Source organism: Providencia rettgeri, from assembly GCF_013702265.1.
Lineage (GTDB): Bacteria > Pseudomonadota > Gammaproteobacteria > Enterobacterales > Enterobacteriaceae > Providencia > Providencia zhijiangensis.
Window position 1 is genome coordinate 1,636,194 of record NZ_CP059348.1, and the last position, 19,255, is coordinate 1,655,448.

Genomic DNA, 19,255 nt, shown 5'->3' on the forward strand with positions numbered 1-19,255 from the left:
AGAGTTTATAGTGAGGGGAGAGCCTGAGTTAATCAACCTATATTATACTGGGCTGAAAAACTCAGGCTTTTGCATATTATCCGATAGTCATTAAGCTTGCATTACCACCCGCTGCGGCAGTATTCACACTTAAAGAACGTTCATGCACTAAGCGTTCAATGAGCAAGTTAGTTTCACCACGCTCAAAGCCTTGGACTGAAATAATCGGCCCTTTGCGTTTGGCAACAGCTTCACAAACGTGTTTTAGTTGATCGCAATCTCCGTGATAAATCACACCTTCAATTGGCTCCACTGTATTTTGCCAATCTTTGGTGAATGATATAGTTTTGCGGACTTTTTCTGGCAGTGATTTAAATAGCTTCTGATGCAGTTCGCTATTTTCCCACAGTGTTTGACAACCACTTGCGAGTACGGCAGATAACTGAGTCAAACAATCACGTTCATTATCGCTAAGGCATAAAATAGTGCCGCGTGGACGCAAGGTGTAGGTGTTCTTTTCACCCGTTGGCCCTGGTAATAAACGTGTTGTACCGGCTTGCGTTAAACGAGCAAATTGTTCAACCGTAGATTGTTCAATTACAGATTGTTCAACATCCGTTTTCTGTTTTTGTACCCATGCAGAGAAAGCTTCAAATGGTGCGAGTAACTCAGCGCGAGCACTTGCATCCATTGGTAAATGGCTATCTTGCTGCTCCAGTGTTTGGCAAACTGCATTCTCAGGACGCTCGCTTAATAAACGGTAGAGATAAAGCGGCCCACCGGCTTTAGGTCCTGTACCTGAAAGTCCTTCACCACCAAATGGTTGTACACCGACAACAGCACCGACCATATTGCGGTTAACATATAAGTTGCCCACTTTCGCTTTAGCGACCACTTGGTTGATGGTTTCATCAATGCGGGTATGAACACCTAATGTTAACCCATAACCAGCGGCATTGATTTGGTCAACTAATTGCTCTAACTCATCACGCTTGAAGCGAACAACATGCAGAACTGGTCCGAAAATTTCTTTTTTCAACTCACCAATACTATCTAACTCAATCAGAGTTGGCTTAACGTAGGTTCCTTCGGCTTGTTCTTGCTGATCTTGGCTGTCCGCAAAGACGGCTTGGAAAACGGTTTTGCCTTTACCGCGCATTTGTTGAATATGTTGGTCAATATTCTCTTTGGCTTCACTATCAATGACAGGACCAATATCGGTGGAGATGTGTTCAGGATTCCCCATCCGGCACTCTTCCATTGCACCTTTCAACATGCGAATTGTTCGGTCAGCGACATCTTCTTGAACACAAAGAATACGCAATGCGGAGCAGCGTTGACCAGCACTGTCGAATGCAGAGGCGACGACATCGGTGACAACTTGCTCAGTGAGTGCTGAAGAATCAACAATCATCGCATTTAATCCACCAGTTTCTGCAATCAGTGGAGTCGGGCGACCTTGAGCATCTAAGCGACCCGCAATATTACGCTGCAATAAGCCCGCTACTTCGGTTGAACCAGTGAACATCACGCCACGAACGCGCTGATCGCCGACCAATTTTGCTCCGATAGTTTCACCTTTACCCGGTAAAAATTGCAGAACATCACGCGGAATGCCCGCTTGGTGCATAATGGATACCGCGATAGCACCAATTAATGGTGTTTGTTCCGCAGGTTTAGCTAGCACAGTGTTACCTGCGGCTAATGCCGCTGCGATTTGTCCAGAGAAAATGGCTAATGGGAAGTTCCATGGGCTGATACAAACAACAGGGCCAAGAGGGCGGTGGGTGTTATTATCAAAATCTTCACGGACTTGAGTAGCGTAATAGTTTAAAAAATCAACCGCTTCACGCACTTCAGCAATCGCATTGGCGTAAGTTTTCCCAGCTTCACGCACCAGCACATCCAATAATGTCTGCAACTGTTGCTCCATAATATCGGCAGCACGTAACAGGATAGCTGCACGTTCAGATGGTGGTGTTGCAAACCAAATCGCACCTGCATCAGTGGCGATATTCAGCGCATGTTCAGCTTCTTGTTCGCTGGCTTCACGCACTTTACCCACGATATCGCGATGGCAGGCTGGGTTGATAATTGCGACGGCTTCAGGTAGCGCTTGTTGTGCCACAAATTCGCCACCCAATAGTGGCTCTGCGATTTTCTCTTGCGCCGCGGCATTGAGTAATGCGCTCGAGAGTGATGCTAAGCGGTGTTCGTTAGATAAATCTAAGCCCATTGAGTTAACACGGCGAGTTCCATACAGGTCACGCGGTAATGGAATTTTAGGGTGTGGTAAGCCAATTTGCCCTTCAGTTTTAGATAGCTCACGAACGTCTTTAACCGGATCAGCAACCAACTCATCTAATGGGATCGTGGCATCCGCAATTCGGTTAACAAACGAAGTGTTTGCCCCGTTCTCTAAGAGGCGGCGAACTAAGTAAGCTAATAATGTTTCGTGGGTACCGACTGGGGCATAAATGCGACATGGTCGGTTGAGTTTACCGTCTGCCACTTTACCAACGACTTGTTCATATAATGGTTCACCCATGCCATGTAGGCATTGGAATTCATATTGACCAGGGTAGTAGTTTTTACCTGCAATTTGGTAGATAGCCGATAATGTATGTGCGTTATGCGTCGCAAATTGTGGGTAAATTAAGTTAGGTACGGACAGTAATTTACGCGCGCAAGCAATATAAGAAACGTCGGTATACACTTTGCGGGTATAAACTGGATAACCTTCTAGGCCGTCAATTTGCGCACGTTTAATTTCGCTATCCCAATAAGCGCCTTTTACAAGACGGATCATCAGGCGGCGTTGGCTGCGTTCGGCTAAATTGATAATTGAGTCAATAACAAATGGGCAGCGTTTTTGGTAAGCCTGAATGACAAAACCAATACCGTTCCAGCCAGCCAATTTCGGTTCAAAACACAATTTTTCGAGTAAATCTAACGAAATTTCTAAGCGGTCAGCTTCTTCAGCATCAATGTTGATGCCAACATCGTATTGGTGAGCTTGCAAGACTAAAGAGAGTAAGCGCGGATACAGTTCTTCCATCACGCGCTCGTATTGCGCGCGACTATAGCGCGGATGCAGGGCGGATAATTTTATGGAAATACCCGGCCCTTCATAGATCCCGCGTCCATTCGAGGCTTTACCAATTGCGTGGATCGCTTGTTGGTAAGAGACCATATAATCTTGGGCATCTTTCTCGGTTAATGCGGCTTCACCCAGCATATCGTAGGAGTAGCGGAAACCTTTATCTTCTAATTTACGGGCGTTGGCAAGGGCTTGGGCGATGGTTTCGCCGGTGACAAATTGTTCACCCATCAAACGCATTGCCATATCCACGCCTTTGCGTACCAGCGGCTCACCACTTTTGCTGATAATGCGATTTAGCGAGGAGGATAGTTTTGCTTCATTGTGGGTAGAGACTAATTTACCCGTAAATAAAAGCCCCCATGTTGCCGCGTTCACAAACATTGAGCTGCTTTGACCAACATGAGATTGCCAGTTACCTGTACTGATTTTGTCTCGGATCAGTGCATCGCGAGTGGCTTTATCGGGGATACGTAATAGTGCTTCGGCAAGGCACATTAATGCCACGCCTTCTTGAGAAGACAGGGAAAATTCTTGTAATAACCCTTGGACTAAGCCAGAGCGACCAACCCCATTTTTTTGATTACGTAATTTTTCCGCAATGGAGTAAGCCAATTTATGAGCCGCATCAGCTTGCTCAGGAGGCAGCTCTGCTTGTTGTAAAAGCATTGGTACAGCTTGAGTTTCAGGAATGCGGTACGCCGATGTAATTGCAGAGCGTTTCACCGATTGGGGCAAAATATGCTCAGCGAACTCAAGGAATGGCTGATAAAGGGTCTCAGGAGACGAAATTTCATCACCAGAATGCTGATCTTTTGTATCCAAAACCGTTGATAATTCAGGTATAATTTGGTTGTTATCGAGTTGCTCTAAATAATTATATATAGCTTGTTTAATAAGCCAATGGGATGTGCGATCAAGACGTTGAGCGGCGGCTTTAATGCGGTCACGAGTTTCTTCATCAAGTCTCACACCCATAGTTGTTGTGCTACTCATCTTAATTCCTTCCTTTTCACAGGTGTTAAATACCAAAAGTTACACACCATTATGATGATGTTGCAACTTTGTGCAACATTGTTAATGTGTCATGTGAAGAAAATGTGAAACAACTCTTATTTTTATGAGTGATTTATGATGCTCATTGATTGGGTTTTTATAATTCACTTATAAATCAATATATTGATTTATGTTTTAGGATGATGGCAAGTTAAACGCTTAATTAAGAATTTGACTTAAAAGTTTAACATTTGTGATGTGTCTTTTATTTATTGAACAAAAAATAGTTAATTTCTTGTTAAAAGCATCTGAGTCTGTCTAGCATGATGTGGCAAAGTTATTGAGTTATTGCAACACAAACAATCACAACATAGATAAGGTGTGCATCAAAAAATGCAAAATTGTGCAATTAAGTGCAACACCTTGAGATTAAAAGTTATCAAAGAAAATTATAAAGATAACGACAAAATAGACGCACTATGGAGACGACAGGATGACTGTAAGCACTCCGATGATCATTATGTTCATCGTATATATCACGGGTATGTTATTGATCGGCTATTTAGCCTATCGCTCAACGAAAAACTTTGATGATTACATTTTAGGGGGACGAAGTTTAGGTAGTGTGGTAACCGCATTATCTGCAGGGGCTTCAGATATGAGTGGCTGGTTATTGATGGGGTTACCAGGCGCTATTTTCCTCGCTGGGATTTCTGAAAGCTGGATTGCAATTGGTTTATGTTTAGGGGCTTATTTAAACTGGTTGTTTGTTGCAGGGCGTTTACGTGTACAAACTGAAAAAAATAATAATGCCTTAACGCTGCCAGACTATTTCACAAGTCGTTTTGAAGATAATAGTAAGATTTTACGTATTATTTCTGCGGTTGTTATTTTAGTTTTCTTTACTATCTATTGTGCATCTGGGGTTGTCGCAGGGGGCTTGCTGTTTGAAAGCACCTTTAATATAAGTTACGACAAAGCTCTGTGGTTAGGAGCACTGGCGACCATTGCTTATACTTTCTTAGGTGGTTTCTTAGCGGTAAGCTGGACAGATACTGTTCAAGCATCGTTGATGATTTTTGCCCTGATCTTAACGCCAATTGTCGTGATTTTATCCCTCGGCGGGTTAGATACCTCGATTGAAGTGATTAAAGCGAAAAACCCTGAATATCTTGATATGTTTAAGGGCATGAACTTTGTTGCCATTCTGTCATTGCTAGGCTGGGGACTGGGTTATTTTGGTCAGCCTCATATTCTGGCGCGTTTTATGGCGGCAGATTCACATCGTACGATCCGTTCAGCACGCCGTATCAGTATGACATGGATGGCTCTTTGCTTAGGTGGAACGATTGCCGTTGGTTTCTTTGGTATCGCTTATTTTGAAAACAACCCTGCATTAGCAGGCTCTGTGATGAAAAATAACGAGCGTATTTTCATGGAATTAGCCGGATTACTGTTTAACCCATGGATTGCAGGTATCTTATTGTCTGCGATTTTGGCGGCGGTAATGAGTACATTAAGTTGCCAATTATTAGTGTGTGCCAGCGCATTAACCGAAGACTTATATAAGCCATTCTTCCGTAAATCAGCTAGCCAGAAAGAGCTAGTGTGGGTAGGGCGAGGAATGGTGCTGTTAGTGGCGGCGATCGCAATCTATATTGCCCAAGACCCAAATAACAAAGTCTTAGGATTGGTGAGTAACGCGTGGGCAGGTTTTGGTGCCGCGTTTGGTCCAGTCGTTTTACTCTCTGTTATGTGGAAACGTATGACACGTTCTGGGGCATTAGCAGGGATGATTGTCGGTGCGGTAACGGTATTAGTTTGGATGAAATTCAAATGGTTAGGTTTATATGAAATCATTCCAGGCTTTATTTTTGCGACCATCGCTATCATAGTTATCAGCTTGATAACTAAGGCGCCAAGTGCAGCAGCACAAGCCCGCTTTGATGAAGCAGAAGCTGAATACAATACAAAATAATTGATAGATTTAGATTTTATAGATAGGTCTAGTTATAGATAGTAAAAAGGCTGAAAGGGAAACCTTCCAGCCTTTTGTTTTGTTTGTTAATTGCGTATCCGTCAAATAATTAACGCGGTTTACGGCGTTTGACGACTTGGTAGCCAATAAACAGAATAACAAACCACAGTGGAGTCGCAATTAAAGCTTGTCGGGTGTCATGTTGGAACGCGAGTAATACAACCATAAAAGCAAAGAAGGCAAGACTGACCCATGACATAAAAATACCCCAAGGCATCTTATAGCGAGATGCGGCATGTTTTTCTGGGCGATTCTTACGGAAATTCAGGTAGCTTAATAAAATCATACTCCAGATAAACATGAACAAAATCGCAGACACGGTTGTGACTAAGGTGAATGCATGCATGATATCGGGAATAAAGTAGATCAAAACAATACCGAAACTTAGGCAGATACAGGTGAAAATTAAGCCTGTTGCAGGTACCGCTTTTTTCGATAACTGACTAAATTGTTTCGGCGCATCTCCCTCTTTAGATAACCCAAACAGCATACGGCTGGTGGAGAAAACACCACTGTTTGCCGATGAAGCCGCAGAGGTAAGTACCACAAAGTTCACGATACTGGCAGCAGCTGGCAGGCTGATTAGCACGAACATTTCCACAAAAGGACTTTTGTCCGCCAAAATGGTGCGCCAAGGGGTAACGGCCATAATCACAATCAGGGATAATACATAGAAAGCAATGATCCTAATCGGGATAGCATTAATGGCTTTTGGTAGGGATTTTTCAGGATCACGAGTTTCTGCTGCTGCGGTTCCCACTAATTCAATTCCCACAAAGGCGAAAATCGCAATTTGGAATCCAGCAAAGAACCCACTGAGCCCCATTGGGAACATACCACCATCGTTCCAAATATTACTTAAAGAGGCCGTGTGTCCGGTCGGTGATTGGAAATTCATCGCAATCAACGTACCGCCGACGGCAATTAGCGTGACAATAGCGACAATTTTGATCATCGCGAACCAGAACTCCAGTTCACCAAACAGTCGAACAGAAACTAAGTTAAGCGTCAGTAGCGTGGCAACACAGATAAATGAAGTCACCCATTCTGGGAAATTAGGTACCCAGAAACTGACATACGAGGTGATCGCGATAATATCGGCTATTCCCGTGATCACCCAGCAAAACCAGTAAGTCCATCCCACAAAGAACCCTGCCCATGGACCGATTAAATCCGCAGAAAAATCACTGAACGATTTATAGTCTAGGTTGGAAAGCAGTAATTCCCCCATGGCTCGCATGACAAAAAACAGCACAAAGCCGATGATCATGTAGACAAAGATAATAGAGGGACCTGCAAGGGAGATGGTCTTTCCTGATCCCATAAATAGCCCTGTACCAATGGCTCCACCAATGGCAATTAACTGAATATGACGGTTACTGAGGCTACGTTTTAGTTGATTTCGGTCAGAAGATGGCCGAGAGGTGGTTGTCGTTGCATTTTCTTCCATATTGTTATTTATCCGATAGTCATTGTGATATTAGCCCACACTATTTTTTTAAGTTTGAGGCTGTGTTTGCTCGAAATATTGTGACATAAATCTCAATTAGAGTAAGAGAAAATTTACAAATGGCTGAGAGACCGCTGGTTTAACCAACGGATCTACCTAGGTCATTAACACTATTAACGAAAAATTAACCTAAAATTAAAAATAGCAGAATAAGTTGAAATGAACCAAATGCTTCATTCTAAATAATGACAGTTGTAGTGTGGGAAATGCATAAAGGTGATGTAGCTCGTTTTTTAACTGAAAATATCACGGTTTTTCTTATTTTTAACAGTTATCTTTATTGGCTATTTCTAAATGATAGGGCTAACTGTCACTTTCACATCATATCCCACGACAAATAAGGCTTGTTCTAAGGTTTCAATTTTTGAAGCGTATTGAAGGTCTAGTAGCCGTTCTATTTGTTGGGCACTGATATTGAGTGTTCGAGCAAGTTTGCTGCGCGAGGTTTGAGTTTCAAGAATGGCATTGTGCAGTGCGATTTTTAAGCAGCTCAATACAGGCAAATGAATAACAAACGCATCAGCGACTGAATTTTGGGGAAGAGGAATAGGGTTTCTTGATGTGATCAGCTCAGAAAGCGTGGCTAGCAATGTTTCTTGAGCTTCTAATTCGACATCTTCTGCGCAATAAGTCACACCTTGAATATCGGGGAAGTCACAAAAATTAATTTCGTATACACCTTCATCTTCGATAAATTCAACCGTTGCTAAATAATTAAACATAGTAAACCTCAAAAATTAGTTTCTTCATAAGATAAATAGTACAAAACGTCACAGAATAGACAATGAGTAGCATGTTAATAAAATGAAAAACGGATAGTGATAGTTTGTAGATTGAACATTTTTTACCACCTACAAGTCTGATTGGTTAAAGAATAGATGCGTTTCATAATGAAACAGTCATGTAAACCCATTACCTCTTTGTGAACCAAGTCTCAGTTTTAACAATATTTTATTCACCTCTTGTCCCAGTATCAATATGCCAATTTTACCCTTTTAGTCACCATATAATTTTTTAAATAAAACATATGAGAACGCATATGCATCCTAATTCGAATAAGCAGTTATACGTAATTTTGTCGTTGTGGTTAAGTAATTTGTTAAAATAAAAGTATATAGTAACATTCCGGTATCATCATTTTGAGTTACTAACTAGTAAATAAACAGCGATATGTACGCGGGGATAATAAGTTAAATTACTTATTTACATAAGTCATATTTTCGATGCAGGGCAGTCGTATTTACACATATATGTAGTGAACTTGGATGACCATCTTATTGTTTATAAATTCGCTAGCAGAATGGTGCTTAGTTTTTTTATTTTTTCCTTTTATCAATAACTCAGTGCGCTAACTAATGCTATGGCTTGAATTTTTTATACAAAAAACAATAGCGAAATAGGTTAATCAAATGTTTGAAAAGTTAATTTAATTAAAATGAGTTTGTCATACAAAAATAACAATCTTGCTTATTAATATGGCAATACTCGATGAGAATTCATGACAATTTTATCTGAAATCTTTAATGGTATTGCCTGTGTATAAAATGGGCTTAATTAGAATTTTTAATGTTATTGTCATTGGTTAATAATAAGACAGTTAAATTTAATTAATATAAAATTACTGTGGAATAATAATATGTATGACAAATTTAACTTTAATCTAGTCGAGAAAAAATTGAATTAATTTGATTAAGATTTGTGGTTTTGATTAAACACATTGAAAAATAATGTTTAATTTTTATTCCTAAGTTACCGATATTACTAAGCCTTTAAACAAATTGCATTTTTGCGGGAGTAAGAAAGATTGATTTAGATCAATATGTAGGTTCTTTCGTTATGCTTGGTGTTTATTGCTTATAAATTCCCTCATATGGGTGAATTTTTTACTTAAAATGCTAGCATTTGACTTAGTATAAATCTAAATGTTGTGAATATTTGAGATAAGTAGGATTAAGATATAGTTGTAATAAAGAATTGCTAATATATAGATGGATAATTATCCCGATAGACCAAAAAGAAACATAAGTGTCTTGAATAGTTAATTTAGTGGTGCATAATAATTAACGGCTAATAATGAAATCGGTATATTCTGAGATTTACAAGAAATGCTAACTTTTTAGCCACTCGTTATTGTTGTAGGTAATCAGGAAATATATTTAATTTAAGTTTGAACCTGTGTGTTTATATACTCCAAACTGGGTATTTCAATGGACCTCATGGGATAGTAATGGACTACACTATCCAGCTTTAATTATTTTCATATTTAAAACTTTGGTTAACACATTCGGCTCAAATTGATATTTGTTCTTTCTGCATGCAGATGTTAATAATTATTCGAAAGGTATAAAAAAATGAGCTCTACCACTGATTTTCTGAAGCATATATACGATATTAATCTTTCATATTTGCTTTTAGCTCAAAAGCTTATCGCCCAGGAAAAAGCCACTGCCATGTTCCGTCTCGGAATTTCCGATTCGATGGCGAACACTTTAGCAGAACTTTCTTTACCTCAATTGGTTAAATTAGCGGAAACAAATCAGCTAATCTGTCAATTTAGATTTGAAAACAGCGACACGATTGAGAAGCTTACCCGAGATTCTCGAGTTGATGAATTGCAGCAAATTCATACGGGTATCCTCCTTTCGACCCGACTATTGCAAACGCATAATGAGTCCGATTCAGATATAGCGAGAAAAAGATGAGTAGCGTAGCTGAGAAAAGTATCGTCAAGGAAGCTAATGATATTCGTTTGGCAATGGAATTGATTTCGCTTGGGGCTCGCCTGCAGATGTTGGAAAGCGAAACTCAAATTAGTCGTGGACGCTTAGTGCGTTTATACAAAGAACTCAGAGGTTGCCCACCACCAAAAGGGATGCTCCCTTTTTCAACCGATTGGTTTATGACATGGGAACAAAATATTCACTCATCCATGTTCTATAACGCCTATCAATTTTTACTGCAAACCGGTCAATGCGAAGGGGTTGATGCTATTCTCAAAGCCTATCGACTCTACCTAGAGCAGTGTTCACCTAATGCAGGAGATGAGCCAATTTTGGCATTAACCCGAGCGTGGACATTAGTTCGTTTTGTGGAAAGTGGTATGTTGCAAAGCTCCGATTGCAATTGCTGTAGTGGTTCATTTATCACCTATGCCCACATTCCTGAAAATAGCTTTACGTGCAGCTTGTGCCAGCCTCCATCACGAGCAATAAAAAAACGTAAACTTTCCGAGCATCTCGCCGATATTACGGAATATCGACAAGATGGCATTACCAAAGCGGTAATGTAATTGGATTAATTTGGTTTACAGGCAATTTCATTGCCTGTCCTTCCTCATATTCCCTTTGACTGCCATCTGTTAACCAACGGAGTGAAAGGGAATACTGTGTTAATACTCATCGGATATATCATTGTTACAGCTGCCGTTATCGGTGGCTATGTCATGGTCGGTGGTCATCTTGGCGCGCTGTACCAACCAGCTGAATTTGTCATTATTTTGGGGGCTGGTTTAGGCGCATTTGTTGTGGGTAACAGTGGTAAAGCCATCGTTGCATTATGTAAAGTATTACCAAGACTCTTCCGTCGCTCTTCTTACAACAAAGCCATGTCAATGGACTTAATGGCTTTGTTATTTCAGCTTTTGAATAAATCTCGCCAACAAGGCCTACTTGCACTCGAAAAAGATATTGAAAACCCGCAAGAGAGTGAGATTTTCTCCCAGTATCCTCGCATTATCAAAGATCAAACTGCCATGATGTTTATCGTGGATTATCTACGTTTAATGGTGACGAGTAACCTGCAAGCGCATGAAATCGAAGCATTAATGGATGAAGAGCTAGAAACATTTCGTCAAGAAAACGAAGTACCAGCATCCGGTTTGAACATGGTGGGCGAATCCATGCCTGCGTTTGGGATCGTGGCGGCCGTTCTGGGGGTGGTAAATGCGCTAGCAGCTGCAGACCGACCAGCGGGTGAATTGGGCGCCTTGATTGCACATGCAATGGTAGGAACTTTCCTCGGTATTTTAGTGGCTTATGGTTTTATTTTACCACTGGCTAGTTTGATTCGTCAGCGCAGTAGCGAACAATTAAAAATGATGGAGTGCATTAAAGTTACTTTCCTCTCTTCGTTGCAAGGGTATGCGCCTCAAATTGCGGTTGAGTTTGGTCGTAAAGTCTTATTTAGCGTTGATAGACCATCATTCCTTGAGCTGGAAGATAAAGTCCGCGAAGTCAAAGTCGGTAATCGCGCAACAGAAACCACTGAGGAGTAATCGCTAATGGCAGCCAATGGCCCTCAAATTATTCGTGTTAAGAAAAAAGGCGGTCATCAGCAGCACGCCCACGGCGGTGCATGGAAAATCGCATACGCTGATTTTATGACTGCGATGATGGCATTCTTTCTGGTTATGTGGCTGATCTCCATCTCCAGTCCTCAAGAATTAACCAAGATAGCGGAGTATTTTCGTACTCCGCTCAGCACTGCCATCAACCCAGGAACGAAAAGCGGAGATGCCACTAACCCCATTCCCGGCGGTGGAAAAGATCCGATTTTTCGTGATGGCGACGTGATGCCAGAGCCAAATAACATCATTTCCGGTGATGCAAATTATCGCTTTGAAAAATTAAAAGAAAATCTTGAGCAAGCGATTTTACAAGACCCGCGTTTGAATGAATTAAAACCCCATTTGTTGATTGACATGATCAACGATGGTTTACGAATTCAAATCGTAGATAGCGCCAATCGCCCTATGTTTAAAGTCGGTTCTGCCACCGTTGAACCTTACATGCGCGATATTCTGCGCGCGATTGCACCACTACTCAATGATGTTCCGAATCGCATTAGTATTTCTGGACATACGGATGATTTGCCGTATGCCAGCGAAGCCTATTACAGCAACTGGGAACTCTCATCCGATAGAGCCAACGCTTCTCGCCGTGAGCTGATCATGGGGGGAATGGATGAGCGCAAAGTTTTACGCGTAGTGGGGATGGCTTCATCCATCCATCTAGACAAAGAAAACGGCTTAGCACCCGTCAACCGGCGGATCAGCATCATCGTATTGAATGAAGATGAAACAAATCAAATTTTACATGAATACGATGGCGCAACACCGATTAACGATGTGCTGAAAAAAGGCCCACAAGATGTGCCAATACCGGCAAACAGTGATGTCGTAACTGTGAAGGTGACAAAGTCACCCGATAAACAGTGATGACAAAAACCATAATCACCCGAATCTCACTACTGCCGGATTTATCCGGCAGTCAGTGTTAAGTGAAACTTAAGCGAAATTGGATAAAAAGCATGGATATTACCGAGTTTTATCAAACATTTTTCGATGAAGCCGATGAGTTGCTTAGGGATATGGAACAGCATTTGCTTGAGCTTGATCCTATTGACCCAGATAGCGAGCAGCTCAATGCCATATTCCGTAGTGCCCACTCAATTAAAGGTGGGGCGGCAACCTTTGGTTTCACTCATCTGCAAAATACCACACATACCTTAGAAAACTTGCTCGATAAGGCACGTCACGATGAGCTGACATTAACGCCAGATATTATTGACGTTTTCTTAGATGCAAAAGATGTGATGGTGTCCCAATTGGATGCCTATAAAAATGACTCATTACCAGATGATGAGACATTCAAACGCATTTGTGATGTGCTCAAAAGTATTGAACATGATGTCAGCGAGATTGGCCCGGAAGAGGTTGCCGCGATTGTTAACGCGAGTACCAAAGAGACTGACGATGCTGTGGATGACAATGTTGTAGATGACGATGCTGCGACGGATGAGCCTTCCTCAGAAACCGCGATGCAAACTCATGCCGCATTGACAAATAACGAATTCTCTCACTATTTCATCATTACGTTGAACGGTCTGAAATCAACGGAAGTGGATGTATTAGCAGATGAATTAGGCTTATTCGGTAGCTTATTTGGCTCTGAAAAAAGTGATTCCAGCTTAAAAGCGTGGCTAGGTACCAATACGGATATCGACGATATTTGTGGTGTGCTGTGTTTCGTCGTGGATGAGTCTCAAATCCAGCATAGCGAAATCAGTTTTGAAGAGTGCCAGCGTGCAACACAAGGTAGTAACCAGAAAAGTAAAGTTGCTGCAACTCTCGAAGAACTGGAAGCAACGGTGGAAGAGTTGGCGGCAATGGTTGAAACACCAACCGAGCCAGTTGAATTGCCTAAAGTGGCGGTTGCGGCACCGACACCTGTTACAGCGCCAACGCCATCATCTGTATCGTCATCCGCTGCTGCTAAAAAAGCAGCTGCAGCGAAGCCCAAAGGGGATTCAAGCAGTATCCGTGTTGCCGTTGAAAAAGTTGACCAACTGATCAACTTAGTGGGCGAACTGGTGATCATCCAGTCAATGCTAACTCAGCATAGCCAACAAGTTGACCAAAACGAATATGCAGATTTACTCAGTTCTATCGTTCAATTAGAGCGTAACTCACGGGCTCTACAAGAGTCAGTCATGTCTATTCGTATGATGCCGATGGATTATGTCTTCAGTCGCTTCCCACGTATGGTGCGCGATATTGCCTCTAAACTGGGTAAGAAAATCGAACTGAAAGTGGAAGGTAGCTCAACTGAATTAGACAAGAGCCTTATCGAACGCATCGTCGATCCACTCAATCACCTTGTCCGTAACAGTCTCGATCATGGTATTGAAAAACCAGAAGTTCGTTTGGCAAATGGTAAGCCTGAAGCGGGAACATTGACGCTGTCTGCGGCGCATCAAAGCGGCAATATCTGCATCGAAGTACGCGATGATGGAGCCGGGCTAAACCGCGAACGAATTCTGGCTAAAGCTCGCTCTCAAGGCATGAATGTTCACGATGGCATGACCAATGACGAAGTTGCGATGTTGATCATGGCACCGGGCTTCTCAACCGCCGAAGTCGTGACTGATGTATCAGGCCGAGGTGTCGGAATGGACGTGGTTAAACGAAACATTCAAGACATGGGCGGGCGCATTCAAATCGGCTTCACGGAGGGTAAAGGCACCATTATTCGTATTTTACTGCCATTAACCTTAGCCATTCTTGATGGGATGTCAGTCAAAGTCTCTGACGATGTATTTATCGTTCCACTTAGCGCGATTATTAGCACATTACAGCCACGGCCAGAGGATATCTATCGCCTCGCAGGTGAAGAAAAAATGCTGCTCGTTCGCGGTGAATATTTACCACTGGTCGAATTGCATCACGTCTTTTCTATCGAAAACGCCGAACCAAATCTCGCCAATAGTATTGCGCTGATCATCCAAAATGCGGGGCATCGCTTTGCTTTATTGGTTGACAAGCTGGTGGGGCAGCAGCAGGTCGTGGTGAAAAACATCGAAAGTAATTATCGCAAAATTCCGGGAATTTCGGCTGCCACCATCATGGGCGATGGTTCTGTTTCGCTGATTTTAGACGTCGCAGAATTGTAGAGAATGAACAACAACATTTTGATTAATAAGAAACAGCCTGTTTCTCAACCAGTAATGCACTAAATAGAGGTTATATACCATGTCTATGTTAGATGACGATTTAAACAAGCTTGAAGAAGAAAAGAATGGCGAAGGCTACCTCATTTTTACGCTTGGTGAAGAAGAGTACGGAATCGAAATTTTAAAAGTGCAGGAAATTCGTGGTTATGAGCAAGTGACTCGTATCGCGAACACCCCTGACTTTATTAAAGGCGTCACCAACTTGCGTGGTGTCATTATTCCGATCATCGATCTGCGCATTAAGTTTTCCCATGAAAATGTGGTTTACAACGACAACACCGTTGTCATCGTTGTGAACTTAAAAGATCGTGTCGTGGGAATTGTGGTTGATGGTGTTTCTGATGTGCTAGTGCTGCATGAAGAACAAATTGCACCGCCGCCAGATTTCGCGGTGACATTATCCACTCAGTATCTGACCGGGTTAGGAACGGTAGGCGAACGTATGTTGATTCTGGTTGATATTGAAAAATTATTGACCAGTGAAGAGATGGCGTTAATCGACAATATCGCGGAATAACGTGTCATTAGATGCGTTAAATACGCTGATAATTTGCTCAAAAATGGTAAGCGTATGACTAAAGTTTTTGAGCAACTGTCCGATATCCAAACTACAACAACACTATGTTAGTAAAACACCATGTACAGTCGAATTAAAATCGTATCAGGACTTTTGTCCGTTATTTTTGTATTTATTTTATTGCAGCTGGTATCAAGTGGTTTGATGTTTACCAAACTCGGCGATAACAGCGACAGTATTAATTATTTGAATTCTCTCCAACGCCAAAGACTCGTTCTGACTCAAAGCTGGGTTAACTTATTGCAAGCTCGTTCTGACTTAAACCGCTCTATTAACGCGTATTTATTAGAAGAGTTAAGCATTAAAGATGATGCCTCTGCTGCGGATCTTATTGCTTCAGCAAAAGGTAAATTTAAAGCTGCCGATGAAGCGTATGACAGCTACAGAAAGTTGATGGCAAACGCAGAGGTGGATAAGGGGTTATTTGATAACTTACTGAAATCCTATGAGGATTACCGTACTGCATTAACCAAACTGTCAGAATATGCAGAGAAAGGGGACTTAAACGGTTTCTATGCGCATAGAACGTCAGGGCTACAAGCCAAATTTGAAGAGCAATTCGGTCTCTATTTTGCTGAAATTTCTTCAGATTTTGAAAATGAAGTCGTGAATGCAGAATCCAATTACCGCCAAGCTCTGTATTTGCTGGTTATTTTATCGGTACTGTTAGCAGTGATCAGCGTGATTAGCTATCGCTATGTGCGTAAAGGGATCACTGAGCCATTAAATACGCTGATCGAGCGCATTAAAGTGTTCGCTTCAGGGGATTTAACACCAAAAATTGATACCTCAGCGAACAACGAAATTGGTGAACTTGCGCGCGGTGCTCAGCACATGCAACAAGAGCTGATCAATACGGTTCGTGGTGTACTGGATGGTAGTGAAACTATCTATCAAGGTACCACTGAAATCGCAGCGGGTAACAATGACTTATCTTCACGTACTGAGCAGCAAGTGGCTTGCTTAGAAGAGACGTCTGCTAGCATGAGTGAGCTGACAGCAACCGTTAAGCAAAACACTGAATATGCTCATCAAGCCAGTGAGTTTGCAAGCCAAGCTTCTGTTATTGCAAAAGAAGGCGGCAAAGTGGTGTCTAACGTGGTTCATACCATGCGTAACATCGCCGATAGCTCACAAAAAATCTCTGATATTACCGCGGTTATCGACAGCATTGCTTTCCAAACCAATATTCTTGCACTGAACGCTGCCGTTGAAGCTGCGCGTGCAGGTGAACATGGTCGAGGATTTGCGGTGGTTGCCGATGAAGTTCGTAGCCTTGCTCAACGCAGTGCAGATGCAGCAAAAGAGATCAAAGGCTTGATTGAAGACTCTGTTTCTAGAACAGACGTCGGGGCTCGCCAAGCAGAAGATGCTGGTGAAACAATGACAAAAATTGTCGACTCAGTCACACGTGTTACTGACATCATGACGCACATCGCAACCGCGTCTGATGAACAGAGCAAAGGTATTGCTCAAGTGAGTATTGCCGTGGAAGAGATGGACAAAGTGACTCAGCAAAACGCCTCACTCGTTGAGCAATCCGCTGTTGCTGCAAATGTACTGGAAGAGCAAGTCGCTAAGCTTTCTCAGTTGATCTCCATTTTCCGTTTACCTGCAATGGATCAAGCAAAAGTACGCAACGCACAACCTGCACCAAGAACAGTATCTAATATTGTTAAAACACCAGATTTATCCAAAATCGCATCGAAAAATCATAAAGATGACGATAACTGGGAAACCTTTTAAGGGTAAATCTGTTCGAGCGCTGTGAGAGTTTCTCTCGCAGCGCTTTTATATGTTTAAGCTCGATAATTAAAAAAGGGCCAAACTTTTGGCTGGCATAAGTAGGGGATTAAATATGTTAGGAAAGAATATCCGAATTTCAGTGAGCTTATACTTACTCCTGATTTTATTTTGTGGTATGCAGTTAACCTCAAGCGGCGTCTCTGTCGGTATCGTTAACAGCGAATTAAAAGCGCTAGAAAGAATCGATATGGGTTCTAAAAAACGCGCATTACTGGAAGAGACCAGTAAAAACTTAATGCAGGCGCGTAATAGCCTGACCCAAATTGCCTTACTGATGAAAGTGGGCGACCACGTCCCATTAATCGAAGAAACCCGTGTTGTTTTCGATAACTACTTAGTTTCAGCTAACAAATCGTATAACGAATTCAAAACTCAGCCAGTGCTAAGCGAAAAAGAAAACTTAGCGGCATTGGAAGAGAAATTTAATGCCTTCGTCGTCACGTTAAATGCATTGAAAGGCAATCTTGATAACAACGATGTTGCAGCTTATATCAATCTGCCAGCACAACAAAACCAAGATGAATTAATCAGTGTTATTAATAACTACCTCTCTGTTTTAAACGACGAAAGCAACGCTTCTATTGCGGATGCAAGATTTTATAACCAATTTGCATGGGGCTCATTCTTCACCGTTATTATCATTATTTTCGGTGTGATTGCCGTTGTACACCTATGGTTAAAACGCAAAGTCATTTCACCATTAAACAGCATGAGTGAGCACTTTATGCACGTTGCGGAAGGGAAACTAAATCAGAATATTGAAATTAACTTCCGTGATGAAATCGGTGATGTATTCGAAAAATTAAAAGTCATGCAGCAGTCACTGGCAAAAACCGTCACCTCTATTCGTTCTAATACAGACCAAATGTATACGGGTATTCGTGAGATTGCTTTAGGGAATAATAATTTATCATCAAGAACAGAACAGCAGGCTGCCTCGTTAGAAGAGACTGCGGCGAGCATGGAAGAATTAACGGCGACGGTGAAACAAAACGCGGATAACGCCCGTCAAGCTAGCGAACTTGCTGTAACTGCATCGCGTACGGCGACCAAAGGCGGTGAAATCACGGAAGGAGTGATTGACACCATGACCGCAATTTCGAACAGCTCTCAGAAAATTAGCGCCATTATCAGTGTTATTGATGGTATCGCTTTCCAGACCAATATTCTTGCATTGAATGCAGCAGTAGAAGCGGCGCGTGCGGGTGAACAAGGTCGTGGATTCTCGGTAGTTGCAGGTGAAGTTCGCGCATTAGCGCAGCGAAGCGCTGAAGCGGCGAAAGAGATCAAAGGCTTGATTGACGAGTCAGTTGGACGTGTGAACCAGGGCTCTCAGTTGGTGAATGAAGCAGGTCAAACCATGAATGAATTGGTTGCCGCCGTTAATCAGGTGACCGAATTGATGGGCAACATTGCGTCTGCATCGAATGAACAGAGCCGAGGTATTGAGCAAGTCGCGATTGCGGTAACCCAAATGGATTCTGTTACACAACAAAACGCTGCATTAGTAGAGCAATCAACGAGTGCAACAGCGGCACTTGAAGACCAAGCCAATAATCTGGTCGAGACAGTGGAATTTTTCGAATTACCAGAACAATCCACCCGAGTTAGACGGTAATGGGGATCCACGCAATAGCGTGAATAATGAAGTCTCAATCTAGATAACGTGAGTTAGGGTGAGACGGTTAGTTAGACAATTCACAAGTTAGATGATGATAGTTAGGCAGCCACTTTCGGCTG

Annotated in this window: 12 protein-coding genes; 9 read left to right on the top strand and 3 right to left on the bottom strand. The window is 42.1% G+C overall.

Translation table 11 applies throughout. The features are described 5' to 3' along the window. Positions 1-76 precede the first annotated feature (76 nt). Complete coding sequence (gene putA / locus H0913_RS07390) at positions 77-4,075, bottom strand: trifunctional transcriptional regulator/proline dehydrogenase/L-glutamate gamma-semialdehyde dehydrogenase (RefSeq protein WP_232368840.1); 3,999 nt, start codon at positions 4,073-4,075, stop codon at positions 77-79. A gap of 493 nt (positions 4,076-4,568) precedes the next feature. Here putA and putP point away from each other — a divergent pair, with 493 nt between their 5' ends. Beyond that, positions 4,569-6,053: a sodium/proline symporter PutP gene (gene putP / locus H0913_RS07395; protein ID WP_154604187.1), complete on the top strand. Its 1,485-nt coding sequence runs from the start codon at positions 4,569-4,571 to the stop codon at positions 6,051-6,053. Between the two features lie 109 nt (positions 6,054-6,162). On the opposite strand, the gene cycA is transcribed toward putP, so the two are convergent. Next, on the bottom strand, positions 6,163-7,563 hold the full coding sequence (gene cycA / locus H0913_RS07400) for a D-serine/D-alanine/glycine transporter (protein ID WP_154604186.1): 1,401 nt from the start codon (positions 7,561-7,563) through the stop codon (positions 6,163-6,165). A 350-nt stretch (positions 7,564-7,913) separates the two neighbouring features. Further along, positions 7,914-8,345 carry a hypothetical protein gene (locus tag H0913_RS07405; protein WP_154604185.1) on the bottom strand — a complete coding sequence of 144 codons (432 nt, stop codon included), beginning with the start codon at positions 8,343-8,345 and terminating at the stop codon, positions 7,914-7,916. A 1,629-nt stretch (positions 8,346-9,974) separates the two neighbouring features. Between H0913_RS07405 and flhD the strand changes: the two genes are divergently transcribed. The 8 genes from flhD to H0913_RS07445 all read left to right on the top strand — a co-directional run bounded on the left by flhD (position 9,975) and on the right by H0913_RS07445 (position 19,133). Continuing rightward, entirely contained in the window at positions 9,975-10,325 is a 351-nt protein-coding gene (flhD, locus tag H0913_RS07410; RefSeq protein ID WP_036951507.1) for a flagellar transcriptional regulator FlhD, read from the top strand. Further along, complete coding sequence (flhC, locus tag H0913_RS07415; protein ID WP_154604184.1) at positions 10,322-10,912, top strand: flagellar transcriptional regulator FlhC; 591 nt, start codon at positions 10,322-10,324, stop codon at positions 10,910-10,912. The genes flhD and flhC overlap by 4 nt, the downstream gene beginning before the upstream one ends. Before the next feature lie 96 nt (positions 10,913-11,008). Further along, positions 11,009-11,896: a flagellar motor stator protein MotA gene (motA, locus tag H0913_RS07420; protein WP_181478378.1), complete on the top strand. Its 888-nt coding sequence runs from the start codon at positions 11,009-11,011 to the stop codon at positions 11,894-11,896. Between the two features lie 6 nt (positions 11,897-11,902). After that, positions 11,903-12,838, top strand: a complete 936-nt coding sequence (gene motB / locus H0913_RS07425) for a flagellar motor protein MotB (protein ID WP_154604183.1) — start codon at positions 11,903-11,905, stop codon at positions 12,836-12,838. A gap of 92 nt (positions 12,839-12,930) precedes the next feature. After that, complete coding sequence (gene cheA / locus H0913_RS07430) at positions 12,931-15,072, top strand: chemotaxis protein CheA (protein WP_181478379.1); 2,142 nt, start codon at positions 12,931-12,933, stop codon at positions 15,070-15,072. Between the two features lie 79 nt (positions 15,073-15,151). Beyond that, positions 15,152-15,649, top strand: a complete 498-nt coding sequence (gene cheW, locus H0913_RS07435) for a chemotaxis protein CheW (RefSeq protein WP_006662059.1) — start codon at positions 15,152-15,154, stop codon at positions 15,647-15,649. Between the two features lie 120 nt (positions 15,650-15,769). Then, the gene (locus tag H0913_RS07440; RefSeq protein ID WP_154604181.1) at positions 15,770-17,455 is read left to right on the top strand and encodes a methyl-accepting chemotaxis protein; all 1,686 of its coding nucleotides are present in this window, start codon (positions 15,770-15,772) and stop codon (positions 17,453-17,455) included. A gap of 112 nt (positions 17,456-17,567) precedes the next feature. Then, the gene (locus H0913_RS07445; protein WP_154604180.1) at positions 17,568-19,133 is read left to right on the top strand and encodes a methyl-accepting chemotaxis protein; all 1,566 of its coding nucleotides are present in this window, start codon (positions 17,568-17,570) and stop codon (positions 19,131-19,133) included. Positions 19,134-19,255 lie beyond the last annotated feature (122 nt).

Bases quoted from the DNA above. Each gene is read 5' to 3' on its own strand.
- cheA (WP_181478379.1), top strand. From the start codon at position 12,931: ATGGATATTACCGAGTTTTATCAAACATTTTTCGATGAAGCCGATGAG.
- cycA (WP_154604186.1), bottom strand. From the start codon at position 7,563: ATGGAAGAAAATGCAACGACAACCACCTCTCGGCCATCTTCTGACCGA.
- flhD (WP_036951507.1), top strand. From the start codon at position 9,975: ATGAGCTCTACCACTGATTTTCTGAAGCATATATACGATATTAATCTT.
- putA (WP_232368840.1), bottom strand. From the start codon at position 4,075: ATGAGTAGCACAACAACTATGGGTGTGAGACTTGATGAAGAAACTCGT.
- H0913_RS07445 (WP_154604180.1), top strand. From the start codon at position 17,568: ATGTTAGGAAAGAATATCCGAATTTCAGTGAGCTTATACTTACTCCTG.
- motB (WP_154604183.1), top strand. From the start codon at position 11,903: ATGGCAGCCAATGGCCCTCAAATTATTCGTGTTAAGAAAAAAGGCGGT.
- H0913_RS07440 (WP_154604181.1), top strand. From the start codon at position 15,770: ATGTACAGTCGAATTAAAATCGTATCAGGACTTTTGTCCGTTATTTTT.
- H0913_RS07405 (WP_154604185.1), bottom strand. From the start codon at position 8,345: ATGTTTAATTATTTAGCAACGGTTGAATTTATCGAAGATGAAGGTGTA.
- flhC (WP_154604184.1), top strand. From the start codon at position 10,322: ATGAGTAGCGTAGCTGAGAAAAGTATCGTCAAGGAAGCTAATGATATT.
- putP (WP_154604187.1), top strand. From the start codon at position 4,569: ATGACTGTAAGCACTCCGATGATCATTATGTTCATCGTATATATCACG.
- cheW (WP_006662059.1), top strand. From the start codon at position 15,152: ATGTCTATGTTAGATGACGATTTAAACAAGCTTGAAGAAGAAAAGAAT.